Here is a 25,191-nt window from a genome sequence, read left to right on the forward strand (position 1 = left end):
TCTTTTTAATAGCCGACTCATAGTATTTCGACCGCTTCATCAGAAACTTATCCAACATAGCAGCATATTTCTTTAGGTTAATCATATTTCGATATGACCATGAACTTCTACAAACACTGGTTTAGGGAAAATAAACGTTTCTTCTCCAATTGTCATTTTGACAAGTTTAGCATCGTAAATACGCGGTTTTTTCAAATCTGCTACTTGCTTAGCTAAAGCTTTCTTCATCGCCATTTCCATCGTTTTCATTGCTATTCTTCCTTTCGATGTCAATTTGAAGCGGTTCAATATCATCCCGCTCCTGCTCAATCCGCTTCATTTCCGCTTCAGCATCTTTCACCCACGGATGATTTTCCACAATCGTCTCACGCGAGATAATGCCCTCGGACTGCACAGCCATATCTATGACCTCTTGCTCGGTTGTGAGCAGCACTTTGTTGAACGTCATGGTCACATCACGGTAATCCAGTGTGCCACGTCCTTGTAGTTCGCAGTATTCCTGCACAAACCACAATAACTCACGAATAGATAGCTCAAAGCCTTGCTCAAGCATGGAAGCTTTAAAGTCTAGCAGTGAATATAGAAATTCTAAGGAGCGGCCGCTCGGTGCGTCTCCAATCACGTCTGGCGATGGATCTACACCTTGACCGCTCGTAATAATGTTCTTTCGTAGCATTTCCGCTTGTGCTATATAGGCATCTGTCGGAATAGCAGCAGTTAATGTATCAATACCGCCATCGTCCTCATCCACCTTTACAGCTTTATAGCGGCGTAAATTCTCCTGGAACTCAGATAATGAGGAACCATCGTAACCTTTAAGTACGTATATAAGCTCTTGCACATCAAAGATAGTATTCTGGCCTTTCGATAGCAGTTGCTCGTACTCGTCAATAGCCACCTTGTTAAAGTGCAAGTCAGATAGTTCCCATGAATTGTTTTGGAAGCGGATGAATGGCACTTTGCCCCACGACTTACCAACCGCTCCTTCTGCATCTGTAAAATGCGGCGCTGGATTGACCTCACGTGTCACATCAAGTGTGATATCGCCACCAATGATTTCGTAGTATGTCACGATTTCATCGGTCCACAGCTCCAATTTAATGTGGTCATCAGCATAGTAATAGAAGCGGATGCCAGCAACTAACTTATCCGGATAGCGTGTATCATAAATTGGGATAAACTGCTCACCGCCTACGAGCATGTACTTAAACTCGCCATCCTCGTCAATGTATGGGTGCAACCACTCAACGCCTTTATTGCTTGCATTGATAATCAGCTCGACGAGCGTCTTTTTCCACCGCTCCCCAATGATTTCGGTAAGTAGCGCTGTTTGCTCGTTGTTGCCTGTGTTGGAACCAAATGACATCGGCTCTCCTGCTAGATACCCAACCTTTTGGTCAACGAGTATCTTATGCATACCAGATGGAATACGTCTGTTTGTGGCGTCTGTATCAACTACTTTTACGCCATTTACATATGAGTAAATCTTGTGTTGCAAGATATCGCTCTCATTGCGATAATAGCGCTCACCTTGCAGCATGTTGCTGTTGTCGAAGCTATCATATAGCTTTTTGACATTATCACTTTGAAGCGGCGCATTTTGCTCAATCATACGAACAAGCTCGTCTGTATACGTGCCCGCTCCGAAGTTATACATGTTAAACATCATTACACCTCCTACGTTAAGAAATTAGATTTAAGGTCCGTCACATCATATTTGTCTAGCCCGTACCATGCTGCTGAAAATGTGTGCGGATCTATGTTGAATTCATCGTCGATTTGTTTACCTTGCTTGTCTTTTGCATACGTGAGCGTTTTCCACTCTCGTACTGTGTTTTTGCACGAAGCGGAGCATATGATGCGCTTAAACCGCTTCATTTTCTTCGTATTCGATAACCGCGAACCTTGAAACTTCTTGGCTGGCTTCATGTTGAATCCCATCTTTTTGAAATACCGAATGGTTTTCGGCTCTGCTGAGTCAGCAATAATCCGCTCCCTGGTCTGAATAAACTCTTTTAAGTCCTCTACGGTTTCATCATCTGTCTGCTTATTTTTGTAGTACTCCCAGTAAATGAATAGCCAACGTTTTTCTACATCCACGGCCATTCGTATTACGGCATTGTAGGACTCCTCGAAACCAAAGTCCATTCCCACAAAGTTCTGCTGCACGTTAATCTCGTCCATCATCGCAAGCACCTTGTCGTGCGGTAATACCTCAAATTGCGGCAAAACACGTGTGCCGTTAATACCAAAGCGCCCTCGGCGTGCAATGCGATACAAGTCATAGTCGTACTCTTTCATTTCCTCCAACTGTTCCACATAGGACTCTGGGAGGAATTTGTTATCGTCTGCTGTTGAGTGATGATAGTACGTGTTATTCGTAACGATTGTCCGCTTCTCATACAGTTCTTCATCATCCAAAACAAAGCGCTCTTTTTCTTCGTCCTTGAAGAAATGCGTGTAGGACCAGTTATCTTTGCTCACTGGATTGGTTGATAAAATCATATGAAGCGGCAATGTTGGATGACGTAGACGACCTAACAGCTCCTTGAAGCCCTCATACTTAATTTCTGAGCATTCTTCTAACCAAATAAGCGATACATTGTTAATTGATTTGAGTTTTGCAGGCTTATCCATCCCTTTGAAGATGATTTTGCTCCCATTTGGGAATCGTACTTGCATAGGCGAAGCGGTCACTTGTATAACGTGTGCTAGGCCCATATCTTCAACAAGTTCACTGATTAGAGAGAATGTTGAATCACGATGCGTATCGTAGACCTCACGTACAACAAGCGCAGTACGCCGCTCCTTTGTCAATTTGAGTATGATTTTTAATGCAACATGATACGACTTACTGCTACCGTAGCCGCCCACTAAAAATTGAAACTTTGTTCTCCAAAAGCCCAAAAAGGCTTTGAAATGCGGATTGACGCGTTTAATCGTCATCTTCACCAACTCCTAAAATTTCAATTTGAATTGGTGCGATGTCGTCTTTTGTCATGTCGGAGCGGGTTTTTTCAATATTTACGCGCTCACGTTCCACTTTAAGCTGCTTCAACTCCGCTTCTTCCAGTAGATCCATATACTTTGTAAGGAAATCGAGTGCTTTCATCTTGTCAGCAAGCTTAACGGTCACGCCGTCTTTGCCCTCTTTGATTTCTGTCACGATAGATGTGTCTATATTCGAAGCGGATTTCAAATGAACGTAGTTCACATCAATTTCCTTGTCCTTGAATACTTTTTTATCGTTTGCATCTCGCCCAACATATACGTCTGGAATCAAACGTTTCTCAGTGCCCCATGCCACGTAGTCTGATATATCTGCAAATGCGATATCAATCCACTTCTGCAGCACTGCGCGTGACTCAATCATGATGCCATCTGCAATGTCTTGTTTGATTGCACTAATTTCCGCGCGTATCTTATCATTCCTCAGCAAGCGACTGCCGTTGGACATAGCCTGCATATAGTCGCAGTCATAAACCTTTTGATAGGCTTTTGTGGCATTCCAATACTTTGTGTAGTAACGACAAAAAAGCCACTGTTTATCGGTTAAATCACTGTTTTCATTACTCAGTGATTCTTCTGCGATAGACAGCCGCTCCCTAGTCGATTCTTCTGTATGTGTCTGCTTCTTTTTTGTGTGCACACCTTTTTCTTTTGTGTGCACACTTTTTTTATCCGCTTCCTCATTGGTTTTATTCCATTTGCGTGTTTTCCACGACTTCACTGTATTGATTGTGACATCGTATTTTTTAGCGATATCTTTGTACTTCATGCCATTGTCATAATCGACTTTAGCAAGTTCATATTTTTCAGCCACTCATGTTTCACCACCTCTTTCCTTCCTAGCGCCAGTAGTCAGCTTATCTTTACCAGCGCTCTTTTTAAATCTATATAGACTAACTAGTTCTAATATTTAATCGTAACTACTGCGTATGGCTCGACTGCATAGTATTTATGCATAATTAAATCGACTACTTGCGCATCATCTACCCACATCATGCCTGTCAAAGCGTCCTTAATGCCTTTTGCAAGGTTGTCCAAATCTGGTTTAACCGTCGGGCGTACACGATGCGCTAGCTTATCCGCCTTTAGTTGTTTACTGCCGCTCTGTTGCAACTTGTGAAACACATCGATATGCAACTCAATCGCTGAGTCAATGAGTTGCTCAGGCGCATAACGTGCAGCGCATTTTTGTACGTGCGCTTTATAAGTACGAGACTTTTTATCGTCATATGTGCGTACATGACCGTTTTGACGTGAAAAGCGTGGACGTTGTTGTGCTTGTACTGGTCCGACAATCGCGAATTTAATTTCTTTCATGTGCTTTATCCCTCCAATGCAATACGAAATGCAGAACCATGAGCATCATTGATAATGTGATGAACCAATGTGAAATTTCTCGTTGTTGCATCATCAAAATTAAATTAATCACCGCACTACCGACAAACATCACAAATATGAAATCTTTCATCTGACCCGCTCCTTTCTGTTTTTTAGGCATAATAAAAAGCACCTTTTTTATAGATGCCATTTGAATATCTTTTAAATCATTATGTATACCGCTCCTGGACAAGAAGCGGCTTGAGAGGTGCAGTCATGGGTAACCGCAGTATAGCGCCTGCTTATGCATACTGTTTATTTGATGGCGCTAGTATATGTATGTGCCGCACGTGGCGGCTTGATGATTAGTCGCTTAACATGTTTGCCCTGAACAGCAATTGTGAGTAGTGCACAGGTAACTCTCCTTGTCGAAGCGGCCATAAATGATTGCGTGCTTGCTCACGCATGAGAAAATNGCCCTCTTTGACTTTTGAGCGAGCACGTTGAATATATGATTGAACAGTACCTTTGCTTACTTTTAATTCATCTGCGATTTGTTGAAAACTTTTTTGTTCAACCGTATGAGCAATGTAACAAAGTCTCTCACGATGACTCCACATGCTATAAATTTTCGCCAGCTGTTTCTTTTCAGCGCTCGTCATGTGCAGCTCTTTTGTATTAATATCATACACTTGCTCTGCAATGTCTGGAATCACATCAAGTGACTCAAAAAATTGTCGCTGGTACACAGCATGTTTATCCGCTCCACGTTTTAAATCAGGGTTACGGCCACTCTCCATCCAATCCATCGCGAATACCATTGAGTTCTCCATGCTGTTGAGCACCGTTTTTTTATCAAGGAGCGGCTTATAAAAAACAGGCTCGTCACTATCTTTTAATCGTTTATCTTGTGCGGCAGCTATTTTTTGTTGAGTGCGTAAATCATTTAAACTCTGATCGTACTCCTCTAACAACTTGTCTGCCCAGTTTTCTAATTCTTTACTTGTATATTCACGTTCTTCCATCATCGTCATCATTACCACAGCACCTCTTTATTTTTGTTTGATTACACCTTTTTGTTTTGTATAGCGCGGGCGTCTGATACCCATGAGTTCCTCAATATCACGCTTTGATAAGTTTTCGTTACGCTTTTGCGGATTTTTGTTACAGTTTTCTGATTTTAGATAACGCTTTTCTGTGTTTGTATTACGTCGTAAAAGGTTGTGGCGTTTAATTTCGTCTTGTAGCGTACGCATTCGTTTCACTCCTTTTTCTGGCAAATAAAAAAGGGAGCACCAAACAAACGTATAGCCAAAAGTGACTACTGCTTGTTTGATGCTCCCTGGTTTTTCCTGGTAAGCTTCTTATTCAATTCAATTAAATTACTTATTTCACATCTTACTACAATTTTTGTGTAAAATAAACGTTATTTTGCACTATTTTGCTGTTCTGCCATACAATTTCTTGTTTACCGAACCCTGTCGAAGGGGAATCTAATCTTGTAAGGCGGCCATCGATTACAGCATATACAGCGTTTTCCTCGACTGTTTCAGTAATTGTGTGTTGTTCATTATTCAATATATGTAACTCCCCTTTTTCGTGGTATAATTGATTCGTCTAAAATCGTATATACCTCGTAAGAGGAGTCAGGCGTTTGTAGTTGCTGCTACAGACGCTTTTTTATTTATTTACTAGCATGTTGTGCATGTCGCACATGTTTCATATAACGAAGCTGTTGCTCAACGTATGGATCATCTTCTTTACCGCCACTTGATGCCCAATCTGTTAAACGCTGCTGTACATCTTTTAAGACCGGAAGCGGCATTTCAGAAATTAATTCCTCAATCTGCTGCATAACTGTAGTTGTTGCCATTATCATCACCCCCTAATGCCGTTGTGCCCTCTAACGCATCTTCAACGATTCGGTAAATCTCTTGCGACGTTAAAATGCCTATGTCGTCATAAATCTTTTCTAATGCAAGTTGGAAAGCGTCTGCTTTTTCGCCTTCTGATTCGAGCGCTTTTGACGAAACTTTCAAGTGAAATTTGAGTGCGTTACGTTGTTCTTTCAACTCTTTATTCTTAGCATCTAATTCAGCGTACTCAGCGTATGAAACATCACGTACATTCATGAGTTTTTCGACTGTTTCGATAAGTGCTGGCACATCTTCCGTTGTGATACATTCAGCAAATTCATTTTTGTCCGCTTGGTTTTCAGCTTCTAGCCACCACTGATAACCTTTTTTAATCGTTTCTAGCTGTTCTTTATTCATCTTAAAACCTCCATTTTTTGTAATGCATTAAATGTACCGCTCATATAAATCTCAGCTGCTCCAAGTGCAACAACTACCCAATACGGCCCATCAAGCATTTGTTCATACGCTCGTAAGTTGCTTTGCTCCACTCCCAAACGATACGAGAGCGCTACGCCAAGCAATGCATTAAATGTATCGCTTTGTCCTGCAGCAAACTGCTCGTCCAGTAGCCAACTATCATATGCTGAAAGTGCCCCGGACACTTTTTCGTATACATCCGGTACCGCTGTGATGTATGCAACGATTAAATCTGAGTCTGTTGCAATATCAAACTTGTATTGCTCTATGATAGCCGCAAAGTTTTGTTCATGATCTGCATTTAAAAACATTAGACGCCCGCTTCCTGCATCCACCTCTTCCATTTCTTGTTCCATGTATGCGTCGTACATTTCATCTTCGTTCATCGTTAGCCCTCCATCTTATTTAGCTGTATTGTTTTGCGTCCAAATAGCCAATTTTCACGGCAAAGTCACGTACCTGCTGCATTGAATCGTCATCATATCCCCAATGCGGACAAAATAGACCACCATAACCATTTTTGCCATTTGTGTAATCTCCTGTACGAATCCACTCCGCAAAATCCATTACAAGCGCCTGCAACGTGCCCCCACCGCTGAAACCGTAACTTTTGTACATCGCTTTTGTTCCTTTAAGTTCTTGCTTCGTGTAGTAATCGCGATAGTAAACGTGGTTATTCGCTTTAATAACGAATTTTGATACCTCACCGTCTTTCTGATTGAGTAAGAATTTACGGCCATTCGATGCAATAACAACGAGTAATTCGTTTATTTTTTCTAAACGTTCTTGCTTAGTCATTATTTTTCCTCCAATAAGTTTTTATTTTCGTAAACGTTGTCGATAACTTCGATTCTATCTTGCCAATAACTTAAACCCACATAACTGCTACTACCATTTTGCTTACCGTCAAGTCCTGTATCGTGCCAAACAACGGTATAAGTGATTCGAGGGTCGCCCATATGATAAATATCCCCTTCAAAAATCTCACGACCGTTTTTATCTTTTAACCCTGTGTATTGTCCAACCGATTCTTTATCAACGAATATCGGCCCATTCAGTGTTTCCCAATAAGGTAGAATGTAGGCTTTATCGCAAGTGCGATTAAACTCTCGGGTTTCTGTAATTAAATCACCGTAATACCAATCGCCATCGATTTTCTTACCTCTAAACTTAATCTCACGCATTTTTCACGCCTCCTATTTCATATTCTGGATCATCGATAAAATCGAAAATCGTCATTTGATTTCGTTCCCATTCTTCTTTAAGGAACTTTTTGTAGCAACGGCGACCATAACCAATCGGCGTCCACTTCGTATCTTTTAACTTTCTGCCACATCGCTGGCATACAATCCCTTTAGCGAGCTGTATATCACGAAAGCGCTCATAAAATGTATGTGTGATGAAAATCTTGTACTCAGCATCCTCATATACATCAAATAGCTTCATTTCGCTATCCCATCGCAAATATTTGATTGCACCATTTTTTAACGATTCATCATTTAATAAAAAGTGCGTTAAATCTTGTTGCACTTTTGCGACGTAATGCTCGTGATGTACTAATTCATTTTTACGCATAGTGCCGCTCCTTACTCCATCCCACCCACCCGTTTTAATTCAACAATTCATTTTCGGTCCATGAATGTCGCTCAAAACAAACTTAACTGTTCTGCTTTGACTATATTTTCGTCATTTTTTTCTTTTTCGACTATTGCTGGAAAACGAAAATGATTAAATGGCGCAATAACTATGTCCGTCACGACTTCCCAATTACTACGAACTTCTTTAATAATGGTCTTTTGCCATTTACGGCCATTGAGATGTTCCACTTCGTCACCGACTTTAAATGGATTTTCCAGTTGATTAAACAAAGCGATAACTTCATGTCGAAATTGATTAGATGCTTCGTAGTCTCTCGCTAAAATCATTTGACTGAATTTGCGACTGGCTACTTCATATGCCGCTAATAATTCCGCTTGTTCCATTTACAACCACTCCCGCCACTTATCCATCACACGATATCCGTCTAGTTGGAGGCTCATTACATCTACATCACGCTCAGATACTTCTAGGATTTCACGGCCTTTACGCACCTTGTAAAATACAACCGGCACTTTCGGACGTGCTGCAGGACGTTGTACTTGTTTATCCATATCCTTGCGCTGTTTAGTAGTCGTGCGACAAATATTGCGGCGGTTATAGCGGCGTTTGCAGCTATGCTGTGTAACTGCAATTCCATGCTTGTTTGAATCGTTTCGCATATTCTTTCTCCTTTTCATCTTTTTTATCTTGTGCAATTAAGGCTAATTGTTCTGAAATTTCAGATTTTATTTGTTGCAATTCTTGCTGTACACGCGCAACACTTCTGCAAGTATCTTTAAAAATACCTTCTTGTGCATTGTATTGATCCATCCAGAAATCAATCTCCGATGTGTCGTAGCAAACTTTGCGGAACTGTGAGCCATCAAAGCGAGTAAACTGTAATTCTACGCATGGCGTGTCTGCATTGAAGCCAATGAAATCAACCATGTTAAGCACCTCCTGTTAAAGTCATGAATAACTCTTCATCACGCGCATCAAGTGCTGCATTAATCGCATGTTGTCTTGCGATGTCTTCTGCCGCTTCGAGTGCCGCTGTAAAAGCGAGCGCATTTTCCACTTCAGCGTCCTCCTGAGCGATTGTTTGGCCTTTGATAACCGTTTTACTAGCGCTGTCTAAATAAGCGTTTAAATTAGCCCTTGCGACCTCTGTCATGCTCGCTACAGTACCTCCACATGTTTTAGTGCGTTGTAACGTGCGATAGCGTATAAACTCTCGTAAACAGCCTTTTACAGCAAGCGCAACCTCATGCCCTGGTCCAACGATTATTTTGCCGCTATTGCCCATAAAGCAAATCTCAAACGTGTACGCATTTGCTCGTACTGCAAAACCTTGATACGACATTTCTTTTTTAAGCGTCACAATATACGTGCGGTCTGCTGAGACATGGAAAACAATTTCATTTGCTGCAGCTGTTTCTGAACCGCCATAAATTTTTAAGTTCATCTTCTTTTAGCTCCTATTCGAATCCGAAAATTAGATTTTCAAAATTATTTGATTTAAACTCCGCTTCACGTTCACGCACCGCTTCTTCTGGCGCATGAATCTCATAGCACATCAATTTCAAACGACTACCAATGCGGCTTTCTCCTGCGGCGTCTGTGTAACTCGCCACTTGGCCATCGCGCACATAACTTTGTAGCGCAAATTCCTCGATTGTTAAGTTACTTGTGATGATCGTGAGCAAATTATTTTCTGTTCGAGCATTAAAAATTTTGTATAGCTGTTCTTCGATGAACGCACTCGGTTTCTCCGCTGCTAAATCATCAATGACTAGGAGCGGCACCGTTTTAAACGCATGAAGAACTGCCGCTTCATCAACATCGCTGTTTTGTTTGTACGTTTTACGAATTTCAAGTGAAATATCTGTAGCGTTTATAAAGAGCGCATCGACACCGCGAGCAATAAGCTCATTTGCAATCGTTACAGCTGCCTTTGTTTTGCCGGAGCCTTTTGTATTGCTGTAAATGTATAGCCCTTGCGCATCTTTTTTTCCTTCTGGCGATGTAAAGTACTCGTAGTTATTGACGAAACCTCGCATTACTTGCAAAAGAACCTCTGCGTCTGCATGAGCTGTTTCATCTTTGTATACGCCTAAAGAGTAGTTATTAAGAGCAGCTGTTTTGAAAGACTCTGGAATTTTAGCATTAGCCATGAGCGCATTTCGTTTAGCTTCGCGTTGGCGCTTAATTAAACATGCACATTCTTCCTGCCATTCGATCGGCACTTCGTATTCGCGATGTGTTTTAATGTCGCAAGCGTAGACGGGTTTGTACCCTTCTCGTGCCTGTTCAATCGCTCGGTGCATGTCTTTATACCAAATACGACCACTACCATTGCATGCATTTGCGCCAAGTGTTTCGTATAAACCACAGTTTTCACTAGGCTTGTCCTGTCTGACGCGCCTTTGACCGGCGAAGCTTTTCTCTAAGTCGCGCATCCTTTTCTGCTGTTGCTTGCTTTCCTGCCACTGCTGTAGACTGCTGCTGATGTGTTCCATTTCCAATGCCTCCTTGAACTTGACGCCCACGCATACCCTCGTGCGCCTGTACGTCTGATAATGTTTTTAAGTTGTGTTTTAACCAGCTCATAACGATCGAATCGACATAACCTAACGAGCGCTTATTATAATAAGCAGCACGATTTATCGCTTCGACAACTAATTCTTCGCCAACGTCTTTAATCATTGCGTCAATACGATCAATCACGCTCGGTGAAATAACTCCGATTTCTTGTTCGTATTTTTTAAAAGCATTGATTGTTTCTGTATTTAAAGAATTGTCGTCGTATGGTTCTTGCTCTGGTTCTTGCTGTTCAGTATTACTATTACTATTATTTTTAGTATTACTAGATATATTAGTATTACTAAAAGACTTAGTATTACTAGTGTCGGATTTTCCTACGTAGGGATTTCCTACATAGGGTTTTCCTACATTGGATTTTCCTACGTAGGATTTTCCGTCATAGGAATCATATAAATATGGTTCAATCGTGTATTGATAACCACCAAGATTCCCTTTGTTATTGCGAATCCTTTCTCCGCGAATTAAATAACCAGATTCTAACAGTTCGGCAATAATAGCACGCACACTATCTCTGCCATTCTTTGCACGCTTGATTAAATCAGTTTCATAGAACGTCCAACCATCTGGCTTGCTTAACAAGTAAGCTAACATTCCTTTTGCTTGCCAAGTTAAAGCGCTGTTATTGATGATTTCATTATCAATTTGAGTGAATGGTCGTTGCCTTTTGCTGCGGCGCAATTCATTTTGTTGATCCGTCATGTTGCTAGTCCTCCTCTTGCTGTAAAGAAAAAATGATAGTTGCGACAAAGAGTAGCGATAGCATACTCACGCATGCGATTATAATTTTCGCCGATGCTGTAAGCGAGAGTACATAAAGCCCTACTCCGCTCATAGCAAGTAAATAAACCGTAAAGCTAATGTCCTCTACGACATTCCCTGTCGCGAACATGTTGTGCATTGCTTTTAAGACTTTCATGCTTCAACACCCTTTCAACCTCGATGTTTAATTCCGCTAAACGAGCAATAATTTCGTCGAGATTTTTTTTAGTTTTTTGTGCATTTTTAAGTGATGTTTCCAAATCCTGTGCTATATTTTGAGCCACATTAAGCACCACCTTGTTGCTGGCGTTGCTTAACAAGACCACCAAAGTACATCAAAATACCACTAGCTTGCGTAAAAATAAGCGAATTAGTCGCGGTGCCCTCCGGAATGTTACATGCGTAGCAAGCTGACTCATACGCAACTTGTTGGTCCTCTGCTTTCGGTCCAGCAACGATTTTTAATGCATTTTTAAGTTTTTGTTTTTGCTCCGCCGTAATCATTTTTTCGCCATCTGCATTCGCTATCTGCTTTTGCGTTTGCTGTTGATACTGCGGCTGTTGCTGTTGCTGCGGCTGTTGTTGATTTCTATATTGTCGTTGCGGCTGTTGTTGATAATTTTGCTGATTATAGTCTGGATCTTCGTTGTCAGTTGGTAAGTTAAATGACTTTATCAAAAAGTAACGCTCCGCATACGTCAATGCGCTCCCTATTGCTTTTGCGACATCTTCATTTATAGCGCCGTACATAAACGGAACTTCCAATGTTTCCGTTGGATTGTCTGCGTTAATCCACGTATAAGTCATCTTTCCGTACACTCTAAATTGTGTCGACGTCTTTCCTTTACCAGTAGTAACTTCTTCTTTTTCTACATTCTGCGTGTCAACTCGAGGGAAAAGAAGTATGCCTAAATTGTTCATAGAATCTTGAATTCCTGCTAAAATCTGCGAACCAGTTACATATGAGTACTTGTAGCCGTTGCCATCCTTTCGTAACGTCGGGATATGTTTACGCACCTCTACAAGCTTTTGAAAAAGATTAAGCGGACCAGCTGTTTGAACTTGCTCCACATTGTTAACATCCATCATGTTTGCCCCCATTCATTCTGTGGTATAATTTAGTAGTTGTATTACATAAGCAGGCGATTTATTCGCCAGTTGCTTAGACCGCTCTCGTAAAGCGGTCTTTTTTTATTCGTTACAACCGAGAAACATGTCGACTGAAACGATGAAGTGACCGTTGATAACCGTTAAAAACCCTTCTAGTTGAAAGATTTCGATGATATCCGTTGCAGGCCAGCGATCTAGCATGGCGCGAAGTTCTTTGTCGCCGAGTTCTTCCATAATTGCATCTTTTAACACGTGCTCTGGAACATCTGATGTAAAATGCTTGTAATACATGTTGTAATGTTCGAGTATCTGTTCCTCACTCCAGTTGAGCCGCATATCTTGCTCTGTTTGCCACCCTTCACGCTCTTTGACAGCAGCTAAGCGTAAGTCCATGTACGTTTTGATTTGAGTCATCGCATGTGCTGATGTATCGTTTGAAACGTGATTCACGATGCGCTCTGGCACAAGCGGTGTGTAATTTGCGAATGATACTTCGCGTTCGACTTGTAGACATTTGATGTTTTCCATTTTTTAAAACCACCTTTGCTTTATTTGATGCTTTTAATGCATCGCCCAAAATCCGATATTCAGACTCTCAGCGATGGATTAAACCATCTATTCAGTTATCAAGGAACACTTTGTAGCGAATTTGTTATAGCGGTCCGGATAAGTCGGGCAGCTAATGACAAGCGCGCTACGCCTGTCTGTCACTTTGCCGGTGAGTTTTTTAGTACATTACTTTAAAATCATTCATTACTTCTTCGTAAGCTTCTTCGAAACCGCGCGCATTCCAGTGTCGCGGCCCACCTTCACCGAGCCGAAATTGATGTTGTAAAATCCGCGGATCTGAAAGGATTTTCTGCAGCGTGATATTTGAATTAATTCCTGTGATACGCTTGATATCTTTAATGTCGAGTGATAGCACGCGTGGCACCGCAAGCTCTTGCAACTTATCATGCACAAGCTGAGTAACTAAGCTGTTTATATGATGTTCATCTAGTTGTATTTGAACGTTCATTAATTTCGAACCTCCCAACCACTATCTGTTGCACCTGCGGGCTGTGTATTATATGCTGCTATTTCGAATTTCATTGAAGCGCTTGGCTCCCAAAATCCTAGCAGTTGAATACCTTCATCAAATTTTGTTGCTGGCAACTCTTTATAAGTTGAAATGCCAAAGTGGTTTTTAAAGTCACGCCATGCTGATTTAAAAGCTTTATTAGCAAGCATTTCGTAAGCTGTACTTTTGTATCCACCTAATGAAGCCATTACCTTTCGCTTAACGATATCTTGTAGTTGTTTTTCTTGATATGTGTTGATACGCATGTTGTCTTTTAAGAAATCAACATCTTCTTTGATTTCAGCAACCTCTTTGCGTGTTTCAAGTGCGGCTGTTAATGCTAACTCCAGCGGATCAGTGGGTAGATTCTGTTGGATGACTTGTTCCATTTGATTGAAGCGTTCGATGTATGCTACCGCGAATATTGTGCCTTTTGTGCCAGTCATGCGAGTAGAGTAAAGTTCACAGCCTTTTTTAGTAAGCAGAAACATCGGATATAGTTGACCATTTTGTTCATGCTCATACTTTGTTTCTAGGAAATAAGGGGTATGCGCAATTTTGCGCTCACCTAGTTGTGATACTATATTGCGAATATCTCGCATTACATCTCTGTGATTGCGCTCCACCATTTCCGCAACCTCTAGCGAATTAATTGTGTGAGTGTTTAATTGAATGTTCATAAAATCATTCCTCCTATTATTAAATCATTTTAAATGATTTTAAGTTTAAAAAAATAAATCATTTTAAATGATTTTAATTTCATTAAAAAAAATATCTTCAATACTTTTTCCGAAAATGCTGGCAATTTTGTAAGCAAGTTCTAGGCTCGGCGTATTTTCTCCTGACTCGATCATCGAAAGAGTTGAAGGTGAAACACCTAACTTTCTAGCTAAATCCTTTTGTGTAACGTTATGTTTAGCTCTAAGAACCTTTAAATTTGTTCTTTTAGTTTTGTTTGGCTCTAACGTTATCATCTAAACACCACCTTTTAAAAATCATTTCAAATGACTTGCTATGTCTATACTATAAATCATTTCAAATGACTTTGCAACATTTTAAATGAATTTTATTCGTTTTTTTAAAAATTTGTACTATAATTTAGGTTGCCTGATAATCCATAAAGGGTACAACCTATAATAAGAAGGAAGTGTATAAAATGAAGAAAACATTGCCAGAAGATGAGAGAAAAAGAATTTTCGGAAAGAACTTAGAATACTTAAGAAATAAACGCGGAATCATGCAGAAAGACTTAGCTGCGGAGCTAGATTTGAAACCTAATTCGATTTCGAATTACGAAAACGGAAAATCATTCCCTAGTGTACCTGCTCTATTGAAAATCTCCGATTATTTTAACGTCAGTACAGAAGAACTTTTATACGATTTAAATAAAGATGAATCTATGGAAGTAGTTAAACAACATGAGTTATTTTTAAAAGATGTCCTTGATAACATGAGCGAAGATGAGCTGCTGGATAAGTATGATTTTGGTGATTTATTTAATGAATTACCTCTTGAGCAAAAGAAAAAAGTACTCAACTCTATAGAGGTTGAATACTTTAAGATGAATAGAAATAGATAATTATTGTTTAAAGGAAGCTGCATTGATTTTTTTTAAAGCGTTTAATAACTGTAAGACATCTACCTTCTTTTTGACTTTCGGTATTTTTTCGGTGTTTGTATGTTTTTTGCTTGTCAAATCTTTACATCTCCCTTTTTGTGTGTAAAAACTAATCGATTTATTCCAATTTTCATACTTTTTAATATAATAATAAAGTTTGCTGCCTGTTTTATCAATGAAATATCTTGTTTTTATAGTAGGACTTTAGTCTAATTATAAGTATTATATACTTATAATTTTTGCTGTGTATTTGTAAATTTTGTTTTTCAAAAATAGGAACATAAGTTCTATGCAAGTTAATTATACTACTATTTTAAGTATGTTGGAACCATTTTTATTACATTATTGTGTAAATTTATCCACAACTTTGCTTCTATTACATAGAAATCAATATAAGGAGGTGGTAAGTACCCGCTTCGCCTTGTCACTTGCCGGTGAATGAGAGGATTGGACAGAATGGGTAAACCAAATTTAACGAAAACTAGAGAAAAAAATGTATATAGTTATCTAGATACGAATGTAAATAAAAAACGATTTGCATATCGCTATCGATATACTCGTACAGATGGCAAGAAAACTGATTTATATAAACAAGGGTTCGATACCTTAAAGGAAGCCTCATTAGCTTTAATAAATGTGAAAGCTGACCTGCTAAAAGGCAATTATAATAAGCAAGAACATGGCACTATGACAATGAACGAATTATTTGAGATGTACATTAAACATCAAAAAAATAGTTTGAAAGTGACAACAATACGACTTTTCCATTTCACCAGAAAAAAAATGGAACCGCTTATAGGGAATGTACGAATATGTGATTTAGATAAATATATTTATACAACACGTTTTATCGAAGTTGCAAAACATAGTGTTGCAGATATTACTTTAGCGAAGTATCACGATAAAATTTGCGCAGTACTAAATTTTGCTGTAGAAAATGAATTCATTGAAAAAAATAAAATTTCTAGAATTAAAATTGAATATACTTTAAATCATAAAATAATCGAGCAAGCAGCGATGAAACAAATTTTCACTTACACAGCAAGCCGTGCGAACTACATGATGGAAATGATTGAATTCCTTTCAGCTACAGGTGTACGTTGTGGCGAAGCGTTGGGGTTGAAGTGGAGTGAAGTGGATCTGGAAGAAAGTACAGTCACAATCAATTGTACTCGTGACGCTTATGGTGAGCGTTCTCCTAAGACGAAAAGAAGTTATAGAGTAATACCGTTGACTTCTCATGTCTGCGAAGTACTGAAAAAGTATCAATCAAGGCAAAAAGAAGAATTGCTCAAAAAAGGCATTCGCATAGCAGAAGATAAATTTCAAAAACGCTATGTATTCCGGAACTTCAAAGGCGACACGTTATCATACAGTTCGATTGATTTGTACTTTCGGAAAATGAGTATACGTCTAGGAGTTGAGAAAATCTCTCCACATATGTTTAGACACACTTATGCGAGTTTGCTTATTGCAGAAGGTGTAGATATTGCAACTGTCGCAAGTTTGCTCGGGGATACTATTGGCACTGTACAAAAAACATATGTACATTCAATAGAAGAAAAACGAAAAACAGCAGTAAACGTGATAGGCAAAATCATGAAAAGTATGTAGGTGTTTTATTATTTTATCTAAAAGTGGGAACTAATACGGGAACCACCTTGCAAGAATGCTTTTATAGCAAGCTTTAAAGGGCTATATTGAATTTCAGTAAAAGAAATTCAATCTCAATTAAACAAATAAATTCCCCTGCTATTAAAAACTATTTAACGTATCACCTCATGTAAATGATATAAGAGGCCCTACTAAATTTTCGCCGATTTAGTAGGGTCTCTATTTTGTATGTAAAAAATAAGTTTACACTAATAAAGTAAAAGTATCGTATAACGTTATCTAAAATTTATATGGAGGTGTTTATTATGAACAAATTAGTTGCAGAAGCAATCGGCACATTTGTACTTGTTCTATTCGGTACAGGGACAGCTGTTCTTGGCGGCGGTATTGAAGGCATTGCCATGGCATTTGGTCTATCCATTATCGCAATGGCTTATTCAATTGGTACAATCTCAGGTTGTCACGTCAATCCAGCTGTTTCAATTGCGATGTTCGTAAATAAACGTATTAACGCAACAGAGTTAGTTTATTATCTTGTAGGGCAAGTTATTGGTGGTATCTTAGGCTCACTGGTCTTATTTACATTCTTAAATTTATCAAATTTATCTACTACCAACATGGGGCAAAATGGTTTTGGCGATCTAGGCGCAGGTGGTGCACTATTAGTTGAGTTTATCTTAACATTTGTCTTTGTACTTGTTATCATGGTTGTTACAGGTCGTAAAGGCAATGCGAACTTAGCGGGCCTAGTTATTGGTTTTACATTAGTATTAATTCACTTACTAGGTATTCCATTAACAGGTACATCTGTAAACCCTGCTCGTAGCTTAGGGCCAGCTGTTTTTGCTGGCGGTGAAGCATTATCACAATTATGGGTGTTTATCGTTGCGCCAATTCTTGGTGGTATTGTAGCAGCTATAGTTGGAAAAATGTTCTTCCAAACAGAGCAAGGTAATGAATCAATTGCTAATAAAAAAATCGATTAATTCATATAGCTTTTAATCTAACAAGTGGCTTTAACATACGTGTAAAAGCAACTGCCCCTATAAGCATAGAAAACCGGAATCGCGCTGTAGTGCGGTTCCGGTTTTTCGTTGCGAACGCTAAAAAAAGGAAATGACATATTTTGTTCCATTCACGTTTTTACGAGCATTTAAAGCTATTAAAAGAGAAGATTTTACATAAATTTGCAATAAATTTTATAAAAAACATAAAAAGTTAAAAGATTTATGTATCTTATTCTCTGTATAATAAATAAGAAGCGAGGTGGGTAAATGAATTTTGAAGTATTTGATTTAGCTTTTGAACAATTATTTCATGCAACACAGCAAGCAGGAGAAGATTTTAAACGCATAATGGAATATGAAAGCTTTTGCATTTTAGAGAAGTATAAACAAATGATTTGGCAATGCCGTGAAGTTTTCTCTTTTAATTATGACCTATACTTAATGCATTGTACCTTACACGATGAACACACGCAGAAAATGTTAACGGTTGCAATGGACGTGCGACTAGCGCAGTTTATTCAATTAGCGAACGATATGCATGATGCTGTCGCACAATGGGGCCAATATGTTCGTTTCAATAATATTACATTGTTGATGAATGAAATGCTTGATACCATCGATCATTCCATTGTTTTTTTAAGTGATTGTTTCCAAGAAAAAGGAACGATATAAAAAGAAGGTCCTCCAAATTGGAAGACCTTCTTTGTCTTTATTTCACTTCTTGTTCTTGCTCTTCATTGAACCATAATGGATCCATATCATCGATATCGCCATTATAATTAATAAATACTTCTTCGCCCGCTTTAATATCTTTAAAAGCAGAGAAATCAAATGTTTCATTATCAAAATTAATATCATACGTTGCATTTGGTTCATATGAATGGTTGAATAGCATACCATAACCTAATAAGATTGCTGAGCGTCCAATACCATATTCAAATGCGTAATCCGCAAATACTGTTTTTTCAATATATTGATGTTCTTCATTTGGATAAGCCAGAACAGGTGCTTGGTGGAAAAGTGTGCCTGCTTTAATATCTACGGTCGCAAATACGCCACGACCACTTACTTCTGAGTTTTTAATTTCAATCATTGTTATGTTGGTTCTCCTAGTCAGGTAAATTATGTTTCGCTATTAACTGTAACATGAATTGCCTATGAACGCTTGATTTTTTTACTCGTATTCATATAAATCAGTCCTGCTATTATAATAACAATCATTAAAATTGTCGCAACAATACCAAAACTTTGATTGTTTGTTTTAATACTAGGTATAATTAATAGAAGACACCCTGTAATACCTAGCATCATTACACCCATCGTACGACAAAGAGCTACTTCATCATACTTCTCCTTTTCTAATGCTGCCATCGTATTATACCCGGCAATTAAAATTGCACCTTTCCCCATAAGTAGGATAATACTTAAAATTAAAAATAAAATAATAACTACCCCTAATATAATCATACGCCACCTCCTGAATCTATTTTACAATATTTAACACTTCTAAATCTATTATTGATACAAAATTCTTACTTGTGGTGCTACCTACTATATGTGCTGAAGCAGCAAAAATTGAAAATTTTTTCTCAAAAGTGGGAACCAAAGTGGGAACCGTTTAAAAACGTTGCACTATATCTTTTCTGTAAAGCGTGATATAATAGGCTTTCAAGACATTTAAAAAGGACTGAAATTCACTTGATTAATATTGAAATGCCAAAACCAACCGTTGTTATTCAACAACGTGAACAACAACTAAAAGAAGGCGAAGCGCCAATTACGCCATTCCATGGTTTTATTGATTTACACAAAATCACTCGTGAAAAAGGCGGTATCTTCTTATTTTATAATGAAGCAAACGAAGTACTATTCGTTGGTAAAGCACGTAAAATCCGTCAACGTGTGAAAAAACACTTTGAAGATAACGTATCTCCAGTAAAAGATCACCGTAACGAAATTTTCAAAATTGAAGTATATGAAATTGAAGATCCAATGGAACGTGAAATTTATGAAACATACGCTATCAATGCTTTCGAAGCAAAATACAATGTAGATAAAGTATTCTTCGACAAATAAAATAACGTAAAAAACAGGAGGCGATTTTTTTAATCTACCTCTTGTTTTTTTATGTTTTAAAATAAAAAATTTCACAAAGAAAACTATATCTATCTATGTTTGTACTCTTTTTCTAGTGCTTGAATGACCGATTCTAAAGCGACTTTCACCCCAAATTATGCTACAATTTACTAGATGAATGTACGAAAGGATGAGCAACGTGAGCGAACAAAAAATCGTCGGCATTGAGGAATTTGAAACACGTCGTCGGCATGCACTACGCGACGCGGAGCGTAATGCCTTCGAGAGTCATATACCTGTATCCTACAAACATGACATTAAAAATTACCGCGCTTATGTAGATCATACCCGTCAAGCACCTACTGCAGAGAGTATGTATGATTATTTGTACTATTCGATTACAGAGGAAAAAGTGAAAAAGACGACATTTGAAAAACGATTAGCAGCCATTAAAAAGTTATTAAAAGTAGAGTATGGCATTACATTTTTAAATAATGAAACGTATTTAAAAGAGACGGCCTACTTGCGAAGTTTATTTAATAAGGAAGAGTTTGCACGCCAAAAGCAAATTAAAGGGAAAAAACCTGTAGATTCTGCGCAATTGAAAGAGGCCTTATCGTTACTAGATGTTCGTGGACGTGCGATTTGTCTCGTTAATTTAATTACTGGCAATCGTCCAAATGAAATGGTCGCCTTACAAATGCGCGACTTTGATTTAACAAGCCATACCGTTGATGTGTATTTGAAAAAGCAAAAGACATTTAAAACGAAGCGTTTAACGGATGAAGCAATTCAGGCCATAAAGCTCTACATTCAGGAATATGACTTAAAAACGGATGATTACTTTGTTGGGCAAATCATTGCCAATCAATACGGCAAAAAGTACCGTAGTAAGCATGTTACTGAACGTAGTTATTTAAATGATTTGAATAAGTGGACAGGCTTATCCGGCTATAATTTCCGAAAAACTCTCGTAACAGATATGCATGAAAAAGGAGCAGACCTTGCGACAATCGCTGAACAAACTGGTCACCGCTCACTTGATACGATATCTAAGCATTACTTATCTGTATCAGATAAAACAATTGATAAATTTTTACCTTAAAAAAAGAGGCTGGGACAAAATATGTCATTTTCCCTTTTTTAGCGTTTGCAACGAAAAACCGGAACCGCACTACAGCGCGATTCCGGTTTTTCTTTTTCATTTATTTAGTGTTTTGTAAATTCAACTGTTGCTTCATTTTTCAATGTATTACCGATAATACAACCACGTTCAACCGTGATTAAGAATTTATCCTCATCATATTCAGATGGGAATGGTGGATAAATAAGTTTTAGATGGAAATGGGTAAAGCGTTTTACACCTGATTCAGAAAGTGTACCCTCTACCTCTGCTGCTAAATCCGCTTCATTATAGTCAATGCCATCGCGCTCTAGTACTTCACGCATTGTTTTTACAGCACATGAGGCAAGCGTTGCTTCCACTAAAATTTTAGGATCTGCACCTGGCAAATCGTATGTTTTATCACCTGAATTAATTGTAATAACGTCGTTTATCTTTTGAATTTTTGTAGCCATTCTATCGCCTCCTACTGTCATTTTTCCCTGCATCTTTTAAACTAAACGTAAAATCATTTAAGTTTTTCTACAAAGTAGTAAATTTTCCATAAAATTTATGATACGCTTTAATAAAGGGAGGCGCTTTTATGAAAAAATTAAATCGATTCACGCTCGTATTTGCATTATTGAGCTTTGTGCTATCATTATTTTTATTTATTAAGCCCATCAGTACATTAAAAGTAATTGTTATTACATGTGCTGTTATTGCCATCATAAAAGGGGTATTTGATTTATGGAGATACTTCCAAATCAAAAAGAAAACGGGTAGTGGCCCAACATTTCGCTTAATTACAGGCATCACGATTGGGGCATTAGGTCTGTATTTATGTATTTATCCAACAAGTGGCGTAACGATTATTGGCATTATTTTTGCGATTTGGTTCTTAATTGAAATCATTGGCAATTTAATCGAAATACAAGTAATGCGCGCGCAAAAATCATGGTATCTCGTTGCGATGATTTTTAATCTATTATGCTTAGTCGTAGCCGTGCTATTACTTATTCGTCCTAGTTATGCGGCGGTTAGTTTAACATTAATGTTTGCATTTTATTTCTTATTCCAAAGTATTGCCCTATTTGTCGGCTATTTTGGTCTAAAGAAATTAACACATTAAAAAAATAGGGCATCCACTTCAGTGGGGCCCTCTTTTCATATCGTTAGGAGGAAAAACATGGACATTCAAGAAGTGATTTGTCAGATTGCTAATATCGATGACACAGTGGCATTTTATGAAGCAATGGGCTTTAAGGTGAGCAAGCAGGCTGCAAGTGCTAGCGTGGAAATTGGCACGAGTAAGCTAACATTTATTAATGGCCCGGATGCTTATACGTATCATATCGCCTTTAATATCCCGCGAAATGCTTTTCCCGATGCGAAGGAATGGCTGCAGCAATTTGTAGAATTAATTGCTGAAGATGGCGAAGATGAAGTGTATTTTGAACGAATTGATGCCTACTCTGTCTATTTTTATGATCCAGCCGGTAATATTATGGAGCTTATCGCGCGCCGCCAAGAGGTTGAGGACGCGGAATATGAGACCTTTTCATCTGACACTATTTTAGCGATTGGTGAGGTGGGCTTTGTGATGCCACATATTGAGCAGGCACTGCATGTCATGGAAGATTTTCATATTCCTGTACGCGCCGGAAGCACCCCTTCTACGACAATGATTACATTTTACGGAGAAAATGGCTGCTACATTATTACCGCTCCTGCAGGGCGGAAATGGCTCTTTTCGTCACTTGTCGCCACGCCTTCTCCGATTACGATTCACACGTCGTATGGCACGATTATGTATCCGACAAATCTTGCCAAAAATCATCGAGAGACGTAATGCACTTTCTCCTATACTAATTGTAACGAGGTGAACGAAATGAATTTACAAAGGTTTAATGACGTTTTGCATTATATTGAGGCGCATATTACAGAAACGATTGCAATAGATGACCTTGCGCGCTGTGCGATGCTCTCACCGTACAATTTGCAAAAGCTTTTTACGGTGCTAACAGGTATCCCACTTGGTGAATATATTCGCCGCCGCAAGCTTTCTCGCTCATTATTTGAGCTACTTGAGACTAAGCAATCCATCCTTGATATTGCCCTACAATACGGCTATGCTGGACCAGATAATTATACGAAGGCCTGCAAAAAGTACTTTGGCTGTACCCCATCTGATATTCGCGCTAAACGTCAAACCGTTTCCGCATTTTCGAAGCTCTCGATTCATGTTCAAATTAAAGGAGGAAGTTCAATGAATTATCGTGTCGAACAATTAGATGCCTTTCAAGTAGTCGGTGTAAAGGAAAGCTATGCGTCGATGGATGAAGGAGTAAAAAAAATCCCAGCCTTTTGGCAGCAGTTCTCTGGTACAGATAAAGAGCAACAGTTATTAAAGGAAGCCTCAGATGACGCGATGCTAGGGCTGTGTATCCCCACAGAGGATACTGCCTATGATTATGTCATTGGCGTAAAAACCGATAATATCCGATTATCATTTGAATCCTGGACAATTCCCGCTTCTAAATGGCTTGTCTTCGAAGCGGTTGGACCGGTCCCAACCGCCATCCAGCAAACCACACGTGAAATTTTTGAAAGCTTTTTGCCAAGCTCTCAATATGAATTTACACAAGCACCTGACTTTGAACGCTATCCTAACGGGGATGTGACCGCACAGGATTATGTGACAGAGATTTGGATTCCTGTAAAATAAAACATTTTAGCTATTAAAAACTGCCCCCATATGATTAAGGAGGGCAGTTTTTAATAGAACGTAAACCAAATTCCGATAACTAAAGAAACGAGCACAAATACCACATATAATGATGGGATATCAAACAATAATCCCACTAAGAATCTGAAAAGAGATTTGACCATTTCTCCTTTCCCTTCCGTTTTAGCTTCTTTTATGTATTCATTTATTAAAAAAATAATGTTAATTAAGAAAAAGAGAATTAACATCAACCCGATTATTTTCACAGTCTCAAACGCTCCTAGCATTTATTGCTTATACTAATATAACATTTAATATAGAAACATTGAAATTATCGCCTAACACCTTCTTAACTTCCGGTGAATTTAGCCGTTATAGTAATTAGAAGGACGTGAAGCTATGAACCGACGATTTCAGATAATGATGACCCTTGCGTTAGCAAGTGCTCTTACTTTTTCAACACTTACAGTAGATGCCGCAAGCTATAAGCTTAGCAGCAATAAACTCGTAAATGCACAAACCGGGAAAACAGCAAAAGGCTATATTACGTATAATAAAAAGCTCTATAAAAATGGAAAGATTTTTAGTGGTATTTATAGCGATAAGCTATACAAAAACGGCAAAGTCGATAAGAAAAATTATTATGTCACCGGTAGCACACTCTATAAAAATGGGCGCATTGTGTATTCACTCGTTTTATACAATGGTGTGCTCTATAACAGCTCGATGCGTGCTGTCGGTAAAATCGTTTATGATAATAAACTGTATGTAAATGGAAAAATAAAAGAAGGCATTGTATTATCCTCTAATAAACAATTATATGAAAATGGTGTATTGAAAAAAGGTTTTGCGATTTATAAGGACCGTATTTATTTTGATGGTTTACTTTATGGAGATACGGTTGTCTTTAATAGCCAGCTTTTTATCGAGGGTGATTTAGCAGAAGGTTTGAAGGTATACGATGACCATTTATTTTTAGATGGCAAGCTCGCACCTGGTTATATGTTGTATAACCCAACAGGTGATCCTGAAAATTTTGAAGCAGAGGTGTTGTATTATAAAGGCTTTATTGTGAAGGGTGAATTCGTTTACGAGGGCATGACGTATATCGATGGAAAAATTGTATTACCGTAATTAAAAAGAGGCTTGGACATACGTATAAAAACACCCGTTCATATGAGCATAAGAAAAACCGGAATCGCACTGTAGCGCGGTTCCGGTTTTTCGTTGCGAACGCTAAAAAAGGAAAATGACGTGTTTTGTCCCAGCCTCTTTT

The 25,191-nt window shown here is 38.5% G+C and carries 40 protein-coding genes; 10 read left to right on the forward strand and 30 right to left on the reverse strand.

The genetic code is table 11. The features are described 5' to 3' along the window. Nucleotides 1–81 precede the first annotated feature (81 nt). The 27 genes from ACFSY7_RS03100 to ACFSY7_RS03230 form a co-directional block, all read right to left on the reverse strand. Nucleotides 82–249, reverse strand: a complete 168-nt coding sequence (locus ACFSY7_RS03100) for a hypothetical protein (protein WP_380146778.1) — start codon at nt 247–249, stop codon at nt 82–84. Next, the gene (locus ACFSY7_RS03105) at nt 209–1,666 is read right to left on the reverse strand and encodes a phage portal protein (protein WP_380146779.1); all 1,458 of its coding nucleotides are present in this window, start codon (nt 1,664–1,666) and stop codon (nt 209–211) included. Before ACFSY7_RS03105 ends, ACFSY7_RS03100 begins: the two co-directional genes overlap by 41 nt. An 11-nt stretch (nt 1,667–1,677) precedes the next feature. Then, entirely contained in the window at nt 1,678–2,946 is a 1,269-nt protein-coding gene (locus ACFSY7_RS03110; RefSeq protein WP_380146780.1) for a PBSX family phage terminase large subunit, read from the reverse strand. Then, nucleotides 2,936–3,823, reverse strand: a complete 888-nt coding sequence (locus ACFSY7_RS03115; RefSeq protein WP_380146781.1) for a terminase small subunit — start codon at nt 3,821–3,823, stop codon at nt 2,936–2,938. Before ACFSY7_RS03115 ends, ACFSY7_RS03110 begins: the two co-directional genes overlap by 11 nt. A gap of 89 nt (nt 3,824–3,912) precedes the next feature. Beyond that, nucleotides 3,913–4,326, reverse strand: coding sequence for a RusA family crossover junction endodeoxyribonuclease (locus ACFSY7_RS03120; protein WP_380146782.1), 414 nt, complete (start codon nt 4,324–4,326; stop codon nt 3,913–3,915). Further along, on the reverse strand, nt 4,313–4,477 hold the full coding sequence (locus tag ACFSY7_RS03125) for a hypothetical protein (protein ID WP_380146783.1): 165 nt from the start codon (nt 4,475–4,477) through the stop codon (nt 4,313–4,315). Before ACFSY7_RS03125 ends, ACFSY7_RS03120 begins: the two co-directional genes overlap by 14 nt. 214 nt (nt 4,478–4,691) lie before the next feature. After that, nucleotides 4,692–5,363: a sigma factor-like helix-turn-helix DNA-binding protein gene (locus ACFSY7_RS03130; protein ID WP_380146784.1), complete on the reverse strand. Its 672-nt coding sequence runs from the start codon at nt 5,361–5,363 to the stop codon at nt 4,692–4,694. A gap of 15 nt (nt 5,364–5,378) precedes the next feature. After that, on the reverse strand, nt 5,379–5,582 hold the full coding sequence (locus ACFSY7_RS03135; protein WP_380146785.1) for a hypothetical protein: 204 nt from the start codon (nt 5,580–5,582) through the stop codon (nt 5,379–5,381). A 145-nt stretch (nt 5,583–5,727) separates the two neighbouring features. Next, nucleotides 5,728–5,904 (reverse strand): DUF3954 domain-containing protein, encoded by a 177-nt coding sequence (locus tag ACFSY7_RS03140; protein ID WP_186439534.1) that lies wholly within the window; start codon nt 5,902–5,904, stop codon nt 5,728–5,730. Nucleotides 5,905–6,010: 106 nt separating this feature from the next. Next, complete coding sequence (locus tag ACFSY7_RS03145) at nt 6,011–6,199, reverse strand: DUF6877 family protein (RefSeq protein WP_380146786.1); 189 nt, start codon at nt 6,197–6,199, stop codon at nt 6,011–6,013. After that, complete coding sequence (locus ACFSY7_RS03150) at nt 6,168–6,599, reverse strand: hypothetical protein (RefSeq protein ID WP_380146787.1); 432 nt, start codon at nt 6,597–6,599, stop codon at nt 6,168–6,170. The genes ACFSY7_RS03145 and ACFSY7_RS03150 overlap by 32 nt, the downstream gene beginning before the upstream one ends. Further along, nucleotides 6,596–7,045 carry a hypothetical protein gene (locus ACFSY7_RS03155; protein WP_380146788.1) on the reverse strand — a complete coding sequence of 150 codons (450 nt, stop codon included), beginning with the start codon at nt 7,043–7,045 and terminating at the stop codon, nt 6,596–6,598. Before ACFSY7_RS03155 ends, ACFSY7_RS03150 begins: the two co-directional genes overlap by 4 nt. Before the next feature lie 19 nt (nt 7,046–7,064). Then, on the reverse strand, nt 7,065–7,457 hold the full coding sequence (locus ACFSY7_RS03160; RefSeq protein WP_380146789.1) for a hypothetical protein: 393 nt from the start codon (nt 7,455–7,457) through the stop codon (nt 7,065–7,067). Further along, nucleotides 7,457–7,843: a YopX family protein gene (locus tag ACFSY7_RS03165; protein ID WP_380146790.1), complete on the reverse strand. Its 387-nt coding sequence runs from the start codon at nt 7,841–7,843 to the stop codon at nt 7,457–7,459. The genes ACFSY7_RS03160 and ACFSY7_RS03165 overlap by 1 nt, the downstream gene beginning before the upstream one ends. After that, nucleotides 7,836–8,234: a hypothetical protein gene (locus tag ACFSY7_RS03170; protein ID WP_380146791.1), complete on the reverse strand. Its 399-nt coding sequence runs from the start codon at nt 8,232–8,234 to the stop codon at nt 7,836–7,838. The genes ACFSY7_RS03165 and ACFSY7_RS03170 overlap by 8 nt, the downstream gene beginning before the upstream one ends. 71 nt (nt 8,235–8,305) lie before the next feature. Continuing rightward, nucleotides 8,306–8,641: a hypothetical protein gene (locus ACFSY7_RS03175; protein WP_380146792.1), complete on the reverse strand. Its 336-nt coding sequence runs from the start codon at nt 8,639–8,641 to the stop codon at nt 8,306–8,308. Then, a complete protein-coding gene (locus ACFSY7_RS03180) occupies nt 8,642–8,917 on the reverse strand; it encodes a hypothetical protein (protein WP_380146793.1) in 276 nt (91 codons plus the stop codon). After that, a complete protein-coding gene (locus ACFSY7_RS03185; RefSeq protein ID WP_139992864.1) occupies nt 8,871–9,185 on the reverse strand; it encodes a hypothetical protein in 315 nt (104 codons plus the stop codon). The genes ACFSY7_RS03180 and ACFSY7_RS03185 overlap by 47 nt, the downstream gene beginning before the upstream one ends. Nucleotide 9,186: 1 nt before the next feature. Beyond that, complete coding sequence (locus ACFSY7_RS03190; RefSeq protein WP_380146794.1) at nt 9,187–9,702, reverse strand: hypothetical protein; 516 nt, start codon at nt 9,700–9,702, stop codon at nt 9,187–9,189. A gap of 13 nt (nt 9,703–9,715) precedes the next feature. After that, entirely contained in the window at nt 9,716–10,756 is a 1,041-nt protein-coding gene (locus tag ACFSY7_RS03195; RefSeq protein ID WP_380146795.1) for an ATP-binding protein, read from the reverse strand. Then, nucleotides 10,638–11,540 carry a DnaD domain-containing protein gene (locus ACFSY7_RS03200; protein WP_380146797.1) on the reverse strand — a complete coding sequence of 301 codons (903 nt, stop codon included), beginning with the start codon at nt 11,538–11,540 and terminating at the stop codon, nt 10,638–10,640. Before ACFSY7_RS03200 ends, ACFSY7_RS03195 begins: the two co-directional genes overlap by 119 nt. Nucleotides 11,541–11,544: 4 nt before the next feature. After that, nucleotides 11,545–11,757, reverse strand: coding sequence for a hypothetical protein (locus ACFSY7_RS03205; RefSeq protein ID WP_380146798.1), 213 nt, complete (start codon nt 11,755–11,757; stop codon nt 11,545–11,547). A gap of 128 nt (nt 11,758–11,885) precedes the next feature. Continuing rightward, nucleotides 11,886–12,686: an ERF family protein gene (locus ACFSY7_RS03210; RefSeq protein WP_380146799.1), complete on the reverse strand. Its 801-nt coding sequence runs from the start codon at nt 12,684–12,686 to the stop codon at nt 11,886–11,888. A gap of 105 nt (nt 12,687–12,791) precedes the next feature. Further along, nucleotides 12,792–13,238, reverse strand: coding sequence for a hypothetical protein (locus tag ACFSY7_RS03215; RefSeq protein ID WP_380146800.1), 447 nt, complete (start codon nt 13,236–13,238; stop codon nt 12,792–12,794). Between the two features lie 199 nt (nt 13,239–13,437). Continuing rightward, nucleotides 13,438–13,728, reverse strand: coding sequence for a hypothetical protein (locus ACFSY7_RS03220; protein WP_380146801.1), 291 nt, complete (start codon nt 13,726–13,728; stop codon nt 13,438–13,440). Then, entirely contained in the window at nt 13,728–14,450 is a 723-nt protein-coding gene (locus ACFSY7_RS03225; protein ID WP_380146802.1) for a Rha family transcriptional regulator, read from the reverse strand. Before ACFSY7_RS03225 ends, ACFSY7_RS03220 begins: the two co-directional genes overlap by 1 nt. Nucleotides 14,451–14,513: 63 nt before the next feature. Further along, a complete protein-coding gene (locus ACFSY7_RS03230; RefSeq protein ID WP_380146803.1) occupies nt 14,514–14,744 on the reverse strand; it encodes a helix-turn-helix transcriptional regulator in 231 nt (76 codons plus the stop codon). Nucleotides 14,745–14,926: 182 nt separating this feature from the next. On the opposite strand from ACFSY7_RS03230, the gene ACFSY7_RS03235 reads away from it, so the two are divergent. The 4 genes from ACFSY7_RS03235 to ACFSY7_RS03250 all read left to right on the forward strand — a co-directional run bounded on the left by ACFSY7_RS03235 (nt 14,927) and on the right by ACFSY7_RS03250 (nt 18,681). Continuing rightward, nucleotides 14,927–15,349 carry a helix-turn-helix domain-containing protein gene (locus ACFSY7_RS03235; protein WP_380146804.1) on the forward strand — a complete coding sequence of 141 codons (423 nt, stop codon included), beginning with the start codon at nt 14,927–14,929 and terminating at the stop codon, nt 15,347–15,349. Between the two features lie 495 nt (nt 15,350–15,844). Further along, complete coding sequence (locus ACFSY7_RS03240; RefSeq protein ID WP_380146805.1) at nt 15,845–17,002, forward strand: tyrosine-type recombinase/integrase; 1,158 nt, start codon at nt 15,845–15,847, stop codon at nt 17,000–17,002. Between the two features lie 305 nt (nt 17,003–17,307). Continuing rightward, nucleotides 17,308–17,988 carry an MIP family channel protein gene (locus ACFSY7_RS03245; RefSeq protein ID WP_380146806.1) on the forward strand — a complete coding sequence of 227 codons (681 nt, stop codon included), beginning with the start codon at nt 17,308–17,310 and terminating at the stop codon, nt 17,986–17,988. Nucleotides 17,989–18,276: 288 nt separating this feature from the next. Then, nucleotides 18,277–18,681, forward strand: a complete 405-nt coding sequence (locus ACFSY7_RS03250; RefSeq protein ID WP_126991816.1) for a hypothetical protein — start codon at nt 18,277–18,279, stop codon at nt 18,679–18,681. 37 nt (nt 18,682–18,718) lie between these two features. Here the strand turns inward: ACFSY7_RS03250 and ACFSY7_RS03255 are convergent, their stop codons facing one another. Next, on the reverse strand, nt 18,719–19,102 hold the full coding sequence (locus tag ACFSY7_RS03255; RefSeq protein WP_126991815.1) for an SET domain-containing protein: 384 nt from the start codon (nt 19,100–19,102) through the stop codon (nt 18,719–18,721). A 62-nt stretch (nt 19,103–19,164) separates the two neighbouring features. Continuing rightward, nucleotides 19,165–19,476: a DUF3784 domain-containing protein gene (locus tag ACFSY7_RS03260; RefSeq protein ID WP_380146807.1), complete on the reverse strand. Its 312-nt coding sequence runs from the start codon at nt 19,474–19,476 to the stop codon at nt 19,165–19,167. Between the two features lie 231 nt (nt 19,477–19,707). Between ACFSY7_RS03260 and ACFSY7_RS03265 the strand changes: the two genes are divergently transcribed. Together ACFSY7_RS03265 and ACFSY7_RS03270 are read left to right on the forward strand one after the other, a co-directional pair. Then, entirely contained in the window at nt 19,708–20,085 is a 378-nt protein-coding gene (locus tag ACFSY7_RS03265) for a nucleotide excision repair endonuclease (protein ID WP_139992892.1), read from the forward strand. 190 nt (nt 20,086–20,275) lie between these two features. Continuing rightward, entirely contained in the window at nt 20,276–21,190 is a 915-nt protein-coding gene (locus ACFSY7_RS03270; RefSeq protein WP_380146808.1) for a tyrosine-type recombinase/integrase, read from the forward strand. Nucleotides 21,191–21,294: 104 nt separating this feature from the next. Here ACFSY7_RS03270 and ACFSY7_RS03275 read toward each other — a convergent pair whose 3' ends face one another. Next, on the reverse strand, nt 21,295–21,663 hold the full coding sequence (locus ACFSY7_RS03275) for an OsmC family protein (protein ID WP_380146809.1): 369 nt from the start codon (nt 21,661–21,663) through the stop codon (nt 21,295–21,297). 128 nt (nt 21,664–21,791) lie between these two features. Between ACFSY7_RS03275 and ACFSY7_RS03280 the strand changes: the two genes are divergently transcribed. The 4 genes from ACFSY7_RS03280 (at nt 21,792) to ACFSY7_RS03295 (ending at nt 25,049) form a co-directional block, all read left to right on the forward strand. Then, on the forward strand, nt 21,792–22,319 hold the full coding sequence (locus ACFSY7_RS03280) for a DUF308 domain-containing protein (protein ID WP_380146810.1): 528 nt from the start codon (nt 21,792–21,794) through the stop codon (nt 22,317–22,319). A gap of 57 nt (nt 22,320–22,376) precedes the next feature. Beyond that, nucleotides 22,377–23,039, forward strand: coding sequence for a glyoxalase (locus ACFSY7_RS03285; RefSeq protein WP_380146812.1), 663 nt, complete (start codon nt 22,377–22,379; stop codon nt 23,037–23,039). Between the two features lie 39 nt (nt 23,040–23,078). After that, nucleotides 23,079–23,915, forward strand: a complete 837-nt coding sequence (locus ACFSY7_RS03290; RefSeq protein WP_380146813.1) for an AraC family transcriptional regulator — start codon at nt 23,079–23,081, stop codon at nt 23,913–23,915. A gap of 399 nt (nt 23,916–24,314) precedes the next feature. After that, nucleotides 24,315–25,049, forward strand: coding sequence for a hypothetical protein (locus tag ACFSY7_RS03295; protein WP_139992900.1), 735 nt, complete (start codon nt 24,315–24,317; stop codon nt 25,047–25,049). Nucleotides 25,050–25,191 lie beyond the last annotated feature (142 nt).

This window comes from Kurthia populi, from assembly GCF_042686175.1.
In the GTDB taxonomy this organism is placed as follows: domain Bacteria; phylum Bacillota; class Bacilli; order Bacillales_A; family Planococcaceae; genus Kurthia; species Kurthia populi.

What these genes read in the sequence shown, in the direction of transcription:
- ACFSY7_RS03225 (WP_380146802.1), bottom strand. Translation starts at nt 14,450, where the DNA reads ATGAACATTCAATTAAACACTCACACAATTAATTCGCTAGAGGTTGCG.
- ACFSY7_RS03255 (WP_126991815.1), bottom strand. Translation starts at nt 19,102, where the DNA reads ATGATTGAAATTAAAAACTCAGAAGTAAGTGGTCGTGGCGTATTTGCG.
- ACFSY7_RS03215 (WP_380146800.1), bottom strand. Translation starts at nt 13,238, where the DNA reads ATGGAAAACATCAAATGTCTACAAGTCGAACGCGAAGTATCATTCGCA.
- ACFSY7_RS03195 (WP_380146795.1), bottom strand. Translation starts at nt 10,756, where the DNA reads ATGGAACACATCAGCAGCAGTCTACAGCAGTGGCAGGAAAGCAAGCAA.
- ACFSY7_RS03175 (WP_380146792.1), bottom strand. Translation starts at nt 8,641, where the DNA reads ATGGAACAAGCGGAATTATTAGCGGCATATGAAGTAGCCAGTCGCAAA.
- ACFSY7_RS03230 (WP_380146803.1), bottom strand. Translation starts at nt 14,744, where the DNA reads ATGATAACGTTAGAGCCAAACAAAACTAAAAGAACAAATTTAAAGGTT.
- ACFSY7_RS03275 (WP_380146809.1), bottom strand. Translation starts at nt 21,663, where the DNA reads ATGGCTACAAAAATTCAAAAGATAAACGACGTTATTACAATTAATTCA.
- ACFSY7_RS03120 (WP_380146782.1), bottom strand. Translation starts at nt 4,326, where the DNA reads ATGAAAGAAATTAAATTCGCGATTGTCGGACCAGTACAAGCACAACAA.
- ACFSY7_RS03105 (WP_380146779.1), bottom strand. Translation starts at nt 1,666, where the DNA reads ATGTTTAACATGTATAACTTCGGAGCGGGCACGTATACAGACGAGCTT.
- ACFSY7_RS03180 (WP_380146793.1), bottom strand. Translation starts at nt 8,917, where the DNA reads ATGCGAAACGATTCAAACAAGCATGGAATTGCAGTTACACAGCATAGC.
- ACFSY7_RS03245 (WP_380146806.1), top strand. Translation starts at nt 17,308, where the DNA reads ATGAACAAATTAGTTGCAGAAGCAATCGGCACATTTGTACTTGTTCTA.
- ACFSY7_RS03270 (WP_380146808.1), top strand. Translation starts at nt 20,276, where the DNA reads ATGAGCAACGTGAGCGAACAAAAAATCGTCGGCATTGAGGAATTTGAA.
- ACFSY7_RS03110 (WP_380146780.1), bottom strand. Translation starts at nt 2,946, where the DNA reads ATGACGATTAAACGCGTCAATCCGCATTTCAAAGCCTTTTTGGGCTTT.
- ACFSY7_RS03220 (WP_380146801.1), bottom strand. Translation starts at nt 13,728, where the DNA reads ATGAACGTTCAAATACAACTAGATGAACATCATATAAACAGCTTAGTT.
- ACFSY7_RS03260 (WP_380146807.1), bottom strand. Translation starts at nt 19,476, where the DNA reads ATGATTATATTAGGGGTAGTTATTATTTTATTTTTAATTTTAAGTATT.
- ACFSY7_RS03210 (WP_380146799.1), bottom strand. Translation starts at nt 12,686, where the DNA reads ATGGATGTTAACAATGTGGAGCAAGTTCAAACAGCTGGTCCGCTTAAT.
- ACFSY7_RS03290 (WP_380146813.1), top strand. Translation starts at nt 23,079, where the DNA reads ATGAATTTACAAAGGTTTAATGACGTTTTGCATTATATTGAGGCGCAT.
- ACFSY7_RS03185 (WP_139992864.1), bottom strand. Translation starts at nt 9,185, where the DNA reads ATGGTTGATTTCATTGGCTTCAATGCAGACACGCCATGCGTAGAATTA.
- ACFSY7_RS03170 (WP_380146791.1), bottom strand. Translation starts at nt 8,234, where the DNA reads ATGCGTAAAAATGAATTAGTACATCACGAGCATTACGTCGCAAAAGTG.
- ACFSY7_RS03250 (WP_126991816.1), top strand. Translation starts at nt 18,277, where the DNA reads ATGAATTTTGAAGTATTTGATTTAGCTTTTGAACAATTATTTCATGCA.
- ACFSY7_RS03155 (WP_380146788.1), bottom strand. Translation starts at nt 7,045, where the DNA reads ATGAACGAAGATGAAATGTACGACGCATACATGGAACAAGAAATGGAA.
- ACFSY7_RS03235 (WP_380146804.1), top strand. Translation starts at nt 14,927, where the DNA reads ATGAAGAAAACATTGCCAGAAGATGAGAGAAAAAGAATTTTCGGAAAG.
- ACFSY7_RS03205 (WP_380146798.1), bottom strand. Translation starts at nt 11,757, where the DNA reads ATGAAAGTCTTAAAAGCAATGCACAACATGTTCGCGACAGGGAATGTC.
- ACFSY7_RS03165 (WP_380146790.1), bottom strand. Translation starts at nt 7,843, where the DNA reads ATGCGTGAGATTAAGTTTAGAGGTAAGAAAATCGATGGCGATTGGTAT.
- ACFSY7_RS03125 (WP_380146783.1), bottom strand. Translation starts at nt 4,477, where the DNA reads ATGAAAGATTTCATATTTGTGATGTTTGTCGGTAGTGCGGTGATTAAT.
- ACFSY7_RS03190 (WP_380146794.1), bottom strand. Translation starts at nt 9,702, where the DNA reads ATGAACTTAAAAATTTATGGCGGTTCAGAAACAGCTGCAGCAAATGAA.
- ACFSY7_RS03150 (WP_380146787.1), bottom strand. Translation starts at nt 6,599, where the DNA reads ATGAATAAAGAACAGCTAGAAACGATTAAAAAAGGTTATCAGTGGTGG.
- ACFSY7_RS03295 (WP_139992900.1), top strand. Translation starts at nt 24,315, where the DNA reads ATGAACCGACGATTTCAGATAATGATGACCCTTGCGTTAGCAAGTGCT.
- ACFSY7_RS03200 (WP_380146797.1), bottom strand. Translation starts at nt 11,540, where the DNA reads ATGACGGATCAACAAAATGAATTGCGCCGCAGCAAAAGGCAACGACCA.
- ACFSY7_RS03100 (WP_380146778.1), bottom strand. Translation starts at nt 249, where the DNA reads ATGAAAACGATGGAAATGGCGATGAAGAAAGCTTTAGCTAAGCAAGTA.
- ACFSY7_RS03160 (WP_380146789.1), bottom strand. Translation starts at nt 7,457, where the DNA reads ATGACTAAGCAAGAACGTTTAGAAAAAATAAACGAATTACTCGTTGTT.
- ACFSY7_RS03145 (WP_380146786.1), bottom strand. Translation starts at nt 6,199, where the DNA reads ATGGCAACAACTACAGTTATGCAGCAGATTGAGGAATTAATTTCTGAA.
- ACFSY7_RS03285 (WP_380146812.1), top strand. Translation starts at nt 22,377, where the DNA reads ATGGACATTCAAGAAGTGATTTGTCAGATTGCTAATATCGATGACACA.
- ACFSY7_RS03280 (WP_380146810.1), top strand. Translation starts at nt 21,792, where the DNA reads ATGAAAAAATTAAATCGATTCACGCTCGTATTTGCATTATTGAGCTTT.
- ACFSY7_RS03135 (WP_380146785.1), bottom strand. Translation starts at nt 5,582, where the DNA reads ATGCGTACGCTACAAGACGAAATTAAACGCCACAACCTTTTACGACGT.
- ACFSY7_RS03240 (WP_380146805.1), top strand. Translation starts at nt 15,845, where the DNA reads ATGGGTAAACCAAATTTAACGAAAACTAGAGAAAAAAATGTATATAGT.